This is a genomic window from Candidatus Symbiopectobacterium sp., assembly GCF_020054415.1.
Classification (GTDB): Bacteria; Pseudomonadota; Gammaproteobacteria; order Enterobacterales; family Enterobacteriaceae; genus Symbiopectobacterium.
Map to the genome: position 1 here is coordinate 1 of NZ_JAHWCO010000586.1, position 2,227 is coordinate 2,227.

Annotated in this window: 4 protein-coding genes; 3 read left to right on the forward strand and 1 reads right to left on the reverse strand. The window is 53.7% G+C overall.

Going from position 1 to position 2,227, the window contains the following annotated elements; genetic code table 11:
* Positions 1-128 precede the first annotated feature (128 nt).
* A complete protein-coding gene (locus QZ506_RS17065) occupies positions 129-1,073 on the reverse strand; it encodes a class I SAM-dependent methyltransferase (protein WP_291972698.1) in 945 nt (314 codons plus the stop codon).
* Positions 1,074-1,236: 163 nt separating this feature from the next.
* Here QZ506_RS17065 and QZ506_RS17070 point away from each other — a divergent pair, with 163 nt between their 5' ends.
* The 3 genes from QZ506_RS17070 to QZ506_RS17080 all read left to right on the forward strand — a co-directional run.
* Positions 1,237-1,926, forward strand: a complete 690-nt coding sequence (locus tag QZ506_RS17070; RefSeq protein WP_291972700.1) for a hypothetical protein — start codon at positions 1,237-1,239, stop codon at positions 1,924-1,926.
* Positions 1,927-2,082, forward strand: a complete 156-nt coding sequence (locus QZ506_RS17075; protein WP_291972702.1) for a helix-turn-helix domain-containing protein — start codon at positions 1,927-1,929, stop codon at positions 2,080-2,082.
* A gap of 38 nt (positions 2,083-2,120) precedes the next feature.
* On the forward strand, positions 2,121-2,227 hold a 107-nt coding region (locus QZ506_RS17080), incomplete at its 3' end, for an IS1 family transposase (RefSeq protein WP_367273027.1).

Here is a 2,227-nt window from a genome sequence, read left to right on the forward strand (position 1 = left end):
CGCGCTGCTTGAGGGCCTTGTTATAAGAGTGCCAGTTGGTGATTTTAAAATTTTGTTTTGCCATGGAGACCTGATTTTGAAACAACTGTGGTGATCTGCTCCGATGATTACCCAAAAGTTCTATTTATTCAACAAAGCCGGCTGAAATCGGCATAACACAGCAACGATGCCAATTCCCCTTCTCGCGTTACCCTGCGTCCGCGCAGCATCAACGGCAGGTAGAAAGGCAATACCGATGCGGCATCCTCCTTGTTGGACGCTATTTCTGCGTGCACGGCAACCAGTACGCCACCTGGCGTCAATGCATTGAACAGTTGCGCTATGTTGGTGGTGATATCTTCGACAAAGTGCAGAAAGGAAGAACACCAGATAATATCGGCATAGCCTACGGCAAAAGGCTGAGCGGCAAAATCTCCGCTGGCGGTGCTTAAACGCTGGTGTAGACCTGCGGCAATGATATTCTCTTGCGCCACTGCGGCGGTTTGTGGCAAATCGAACACTACCCCTTGCAGCGTGGGATGGCGCTGTGTCAGGACGATGGCGATCATGCCTGGTCCTCCGCCCACATCCAGCAACGTTTTGGCCTGCGGGAACTCTGGCAATGCGCCCACGATGTCACAGGCACGATCGACCGTCAGAGCTCGCTGCTCCTGCGCAATCTGCTTTTGCGCTGCCTGCGCCCAACCGGTGTCCATGCGAGCTGTGGGAGGCGGTGTACCGGGGGTTTGTTGCATGAGCGCGGCGAGCTGCTGCCCGACGTCGCGCAGCGATTGATAGCGAAAACGCCAGCTATTGCCAATATAACGCTCGCCGGTTTGACACAGATATTCTTGCATCTCTGCGCTGGTTTGATAGCCTGCCGCCTCGCGCGTCAGCAGTTTCATGCTCCACAGCAGTTCCAACAGCGCTGCGGCTTGCTGTGGTTCCCACTGTTGGTACAGCGCGAACCGCTCAACCGTTGAGGGCTGTGCCAGTTGATCAAACAGTGCGCTATCCAGAGCCAATCTAACGGCTTCTGTTTTGATGTTGCTGGCGGTCAGTGTCCATAAATCGGTCAACGTGGTAGGGAACATAGTGGCTCCATGCAGGCTGTGTTGTGGCGTTAATCACGCAGCGTGGGTTAACGTGGGCGTTGCCGCCAAGGATAGCCTTATGTTATCTATAAATGAGAATTATTATTGTCTTTATTTGTCTGCGTGACGGCGGTTTTTCTCTGAGGATGGGAGGAGAGAGAAAATGGGAGAAGGGCGAGGTTCATCAACGCAACGAGTGATGCAGCGTATGGTATTGCGCGAGGGTAACCGCCGCCAGTTGCCGGATCAGTTTGGCCAGTGCTGGTCGCAGTCGGATACGCTTGCTGACGGGTTGACACTGGTGACCTCTTCCTATCAGCCGCTGAAACCGCTGGTGGAGGAAGCTGAAACTGCCCACTCTCAGCCTGTGTTGGTGATGACTTTTGGTTTGAACGGCGAGTCGAACTACAGCGAAAAACGGGGTGCCAGCATGACGTTCCGCCAACAGCATGTGACCATCGCCAGTTTTCATCACAGCATGGGTGAGCGTTATTACCCGGAACGACAAAAAGTGGACCAACTGCGCCTGTTGGTGAGTGAATCGATGCTGGAGCGCTACATTGGCGGTGCGGCAACAGAGAGGCTGTTTGGTGATTATCGACCGCGGCAGCATGCTTACAGCCGGTTGGCCCCTGTCGCGCAACAGCACCTGCATGCACTGCAACAGGCACAGTGCGATATGCTCTCCATGCATATCCATGCACTGAATCTGCTGGCTGCGCAACGCTATTTGTTTGAGGAGACGCGGGAAGCGGCACGCTTACATCCTCAGAATGTGGTCGCTGTGGAACGCGCTCGTGATTGGATGGTGGCACACCTGAGCGAAACCCTTTCTCTCGGCGCGCTGGCATAAATGGTCGGTTTAAGCGGATACAAGCTCAAGCTGGCGTTTCATCGCCATTTCAACGCCACGCCGGTGCAGATGTTGTTGCAATTGCGCATGGAAGAGGCACACCGGTTGTTGGAGCAAGGGTTACAGGTTGCGCAGGTCGTGTATTCAATATGTTGATTGAATTGTGAAATGTCCGGTTTTGGATGTGGAATACAGTGGCTAAAGTTGATGTAAGATGCCCGTTTTGTGAACAGACATCTCCTGTGAAAAAACACGGTTATGGCAAAAGTGGCCATCAGCGTTACCGTCGTCAGTCATGCAA